Origin of the sequence: Streptomyces specialis, from assembly GCF_001493375.1 — a bacterium.
Lineage (GTDB): Bacteria > Actinomycetota > Actinomycetes > Streptomycetales > Streptomycetaceae > Streptomyces > Streptomyces specialis.
The window spans coordinates 1-4,121 of sequence record NZ_LN929815.1; the positions used below are offsets into that span (position 1 = coordinate 1).

The following is a 4,121-nucleotide window of genomic DNA, read 5'->3' on the forward strand; positions in this document are numbered from 1 at the left end:
CCCTCCCACTAGAGTATAAATTATGTCTACGACGCCATGTGGACCCAGACGTCTCCCGCTCCGCATCTTCGGCAGCGTCAGATTTGAATAAAAGACAGCGGACCAGACCACGTCGCCCTCGTTCCACTGGTCGCCCGCCAGCTCACCCGTCATCGACGCGTACCCGAGCAGCATCGTGGCGTCGTCGCGGAGCTGGCCGCCCTCGTGGTCGAGGATCTCGTGGATCAGCCGGCGCAGCACCTCCGAGGCCAGCTCGCCGGCCGCCGTGGCGCGGATGATGGCGTCGGTGAAGCGGCCCATCTCCAGCAGCGCCCCGCCCTGGACGCGGGCCTCGGTGATGCCGTCCGTGTAGAGCAGGACCCGGTCCCCCGGCTCCAGCGTCACCTCGTGGAACTCCCGCGCCGCGTCGGCGACTTCGGCGGCGAGCCGGGCCGGGGACCCCATCGGGGGCTGGCTGGGGCGTTCGAGGGCGCCGTCGACGACGCGGTGGTCGCGGATCAGCAGCGGCGTCGGGTGGCCGCAGTTGCACCAGCGCAGCGCGCCGCTGACCAGGTCCAGTTGCAACAGGACGCCGGTGCAGAACTGGTCCGGCAGCCACTCGGCGAGCGCCCGGTCGATCGTCTCGACCAGCTCCGGCAGGTCCGCGCCGTTGCGGCGGGCGTTGCGGCAGCCCGCCATGGCGACGGCCGTGGTCAGGCCGGAGGCCAGGTTGTGGCCCATGGAGTCGAAGATCGCGGCGTGCAGATGGGTGCGGGTCAGGGAGTGGTCGAACGCGTCGCCGCCCAGGTCGTAGGCCGGTTCGAGGACCGCCGTGGACACCACGTGACCGTCGCCCACGGTGCGCGGCGGCAGGAACGCCCGCAGCATCTCGGCGGGCAGACGCATCGGCCGGGTCCGGGGCGCGCGGGCGAAGCTGTCGCTGTCCGTGCGCTTGGACGTCATCACCATCGCCAGCACGGAGGCGGGCATCCGGCAGCGCCGGAGGCGCGTGGCGTCCAGCGTCCGGCTCCAGGCGCCGAGGACACCGAGCCGTTCGGCGCCGTCCACCAGCGGGAACCAGGCCGTCAGCCCACCGGTCGGCGCCTCCTCGACGCGGACGGCGGCGGTGCGGTAGGCCCAGCCGGCGATGGAGGAGTCCACGGGGACGACGGTGTCGCGCTCGCCGAGCGGGATCAGGTCGCGCTGCTGGAGGTCGATGAGGTAGATCACCAGGTGGTCCAGGCCCAGCAGGGTGGCGCAGCGCCGCACCACGGCGGGCAGGTCCGCCGGTCCCGCGGCGTGGACGTCCGCGAGCAGCCCTTCGAGGAGCCGTTCCTCCGCGAGGGTCTCGGGCGTGTCCTGCGTCATGGTGTCACTCACCTCCGGGCAGCGGCACCAGTCTCACACCGGGGCCCGGGGACCGCCCGGCGACCGGTCCGGGCGGCTGTCTACGATGGGCGGCGCCATGCACAGCACACCCGGTCTCCGCAGTTTCGTCGCTCTGGGCGACTCGTTCACCGAGGGCATGTCGGATGTCCTGCCGGACGGCACGTACCGGGGCTGGGCGGATCTGCTGGCCGGCCGGCTCGCGGCGCGGAACGCCGGGTTCACCTACGCGAACCTCGCGGTGCGGGGCAAGCTGATGCGGCAGATCGCCGAGGACCAGGTGCCGGTGGCGGCGGCCATGGGCGCGGATCTGGTGACGCTGGTCGGCGGGATGAACGACGTGCTGCGCCCGCGCTGCGACCTGGACGAGACCTGCGGGCTGCTGCGGGAGTCGGTGGAACGGCTGGCGCCGGCGTGCCGGCGGCTGGTGCTGATGCGCAGCCCGGGGCGGCGCGGTCCGGTGCTGGAGCGGTACCGGGGCCGGATGGAGCGGCTGTTCGCGTTCGTCGACGAGCTGGCGCGGCGGCACGGGGCGCTGGTGGTGGACCTGTACGGGGCGCGGTCGCTGGCCGATCCGCGGGCGTGGGCGGAGGACCGGCTGCACCTGACAAGCGAGGCGCACCGGCGGGTGGCGGAGGCGGTGTGGCAACGGCTGGGATATCCGCCGGAGTTCGACTGGGACGGGCCGCTGCCGCCGGCGGTGCCGGGCCCTTGGTCCGCGCGGCGGGCGGCGGACGCGCGGTTCGCGCGGGAGCACCTGCTGCCGTGGATAGGGCGGCGCCTGACGGGCCGCTCCACGGGCGACGGGCGGCTGCCCAAGCGGCCGGAGCTGGCGCCCTGGGCGCCGGTGGACAGCCCGTAGAATCCGTGGCGTGACTGACAAGCCGCGCATTCCGAACGTTCTGGCAGGCCGTTACGCCTCCGTGGAGCTGGCGACCCTCTGGTCCCCCGAGTACAAGGTGGTGCTGGAGCGCCGGCTGTGGCTGGCGGTGCTCAAGGCTCTGGCGGATCTGGGGGTGGCGGTGCCGCCGGAGGCGGTCGCGGACTACGAGCGGGTCCTGGAGCGGGTGGACCTGGCGTCGATCGCGGAGCGCGAGCGCGTCACGCGGCACGATGTGAAGGCCAGGATCGAGGAGTTCAACGCGCTGGCGGGCCACGAGCAGGTCCACAAGGGCATGACGTCGCGCGACCTCACGGAGAACGTCGAGCAGTTGCAGATCCGGCTCTCCCTGGAGCTGGTGCGGGACCGCGCGGTGGCGGTGCTGGCGCGGCTGGGGCGGCTGGCCGGTGAGTATGCCGAGCTGGTGATGACGGGCCGGTCGCACAACGTTCCGGCGCAGGCGACGACGCTGGGGAAGCGTTTCGCCACGGCGGCCGACGAGCTGCTGGTCGCGCTGGCCCGGGTGGAGGAGCTGCTGGCGCGCTATCCGCTGCGCGGGGTGAAGGGCCCGGTGGGCACGTCGCAGGACATGCTCGACCTGCTGGGCGGCGACGAGCGGCGGCTGGCCGGGCTGGAGGAGCGGATTGCGGGGCACCTCGGGTTCGGGCAGGTGTTCACGTCGGTGGGGCAGGTCTATCCGCGGTCGCTGGACTACGAGGTGGTGACCGCCCTGGTGCAGCTCGCGGCGGCGCCGTCGTCGCTGGCCAGGACGATCCGGCTGATGGCCGGGCAGGAGCTGGTGACGGAGGGCTTCCAGCCGGGCCAGGTCGGTTCGTCGGCGATGCCGCACAAGATGAACACCCGTTCGTGCGAGCGGGTGAACGGGCTGGCCGTGGTGCTGCGCGGGTACGCGTCGATGACGGGTGAGCTGGCGGGCGACCAGTGGAACGAGGGCGACGTGTCCTGTTCCGTGGTGCGGCGCGTGGCGCTGCCGGACGCGTTCTTCGCGCTGGACGGGCTGACCGAGACGTTCCTGACCGTGCTCGACGAGTTCGGCGCGTTCCCCGCCGTGGTCGCGCGCGAGCTGGACCGCTACCTGCCGTTCCTGGCGACGACGAAGGTGCTGATGGCGGCCGTGCGGGCGGGCGTCGGGCGGGAGACCGCGCACGAGGCGATCAAGGAGCACGCGGTGGCGTCGGCGCTGCGGATGCGGGAGGGCTCCGAGCGCAACGAGCTGCTGGACCGCCTCGCGGGCGACGAGCGGATCCCGCTGGACCGGGCGGGTCTGGACGCGCTGATGACGGACCGGCTGTCGTTCACGGGGGCGGCGGCCGGGCAGGGGGCGGCCGTGCGGGCCCGGATCGAGGACGGGGTGAAGCGGCATCCGGAGGCGGCGGCGTACGTTCCCGGGTCGATCCTCTGAGGGCCGCCGGAGGGCGGCGCGGGTGAGCGACACGGGCGGCGACGCCGCCGGGGCCTCGGGCCGGGGGAACCCGCACCTGCTGCGGCGGATCAACTCGGCGGTCGTGCTGCGGGCGCTGCGCGACGCGGGCGCCGACCGGTCGCTGACGGGCCTGGCCCGCGCGACCGGGCGGTCCCGGCCGACGGTGGAAGGGGTCCTGGAGGACCTGGCGCGGGCGGGCCTGGTCGCCGGGACCGGCCCGGCCGGGCCCGGCGGGGAGCGGCGCGCGGGCCGGCCGGCGCGGCGGGGCCCGGGCCGGGGGGGGGGGGGGGGGGGGGGGGGGGGGGGGGGGGGGGGGCGGCGGGGGCGCGGGGGCGGGGGGGGCGGCGGCCGGGGGGGGGGGGGCGCGGGGAGGGGGGGGGGGGCGCCCGGCGGGGGGGGGGGGGGGCGGGGTGTTGTCCTGGCGATGCGCCG

General features: G+C 74.9%; 4 protein-coding genes. 3 read left to right on the forward strand and 1 reads right to left on the reverse strand.

Annotated features, from left to right (window positions below):
- A partial coding sequence (locus tag BN2279_RS07550; protein WP_104530962.1) for a PP2C family protein-serine/threonine phosphatase occupies window positions 1-1,347 on the reverse strand: 1,347 nt, incomplete at its 3' end.
- A gap of 97 nt (window positions 1,348-1,444) precedes the next feature.
- On the opposite strand from BN2279_RS07550, the gene BN2279_RS07555 reads away from it, so the two are divergent.
- The 3 genes from BN2279_RS07555 to BN2279_RS07565 all read left to right on the forward strand — a co-directional run.
- Window positions 1,445-2,227, forward strand: a complete 783-nt coding sequence (locus BN2279_RS07555; protein WP_079031956.1) for an SGNH/GDSL hydrolase family protein — start codon at window positions 1,445-1,447, stop codon at window positions 2,225-2,227.
- 10 nt (window positions 2,228-2,237) lie between these two features.
- On the forward strand, window positions 2,238-3,668 hold the full coding sequence (purB, locus tag BN2279_RS07560) for an adenylosuccinate lyase (RefSeq protein WP_059007737.1): 1,431 nt from the start codon (window positions 2,238-2,240) through the stop codon (window positions 3,666-3,668).
- 22 nt (window positions 3,669-3,690) lie between these two features.
- A partial coding sequence (locus BN2279_RS07565; protein WP_159037102.1) for a helix-turn-helix domain-containing protein occupies window positions 3,691-4,121 on the forward strand: 431 nt, incomplete at its 3' end.

Excerpts from the sequence above, each read along its gene's own strand:
- BN2279_RS07555 (WP_079031956.1), top strand. The coding sequence starts at position 1,445 with ATGCACAGCACACCCGGTCTCCGCAGTTTCGTCGCTCTGGGCGACTCG.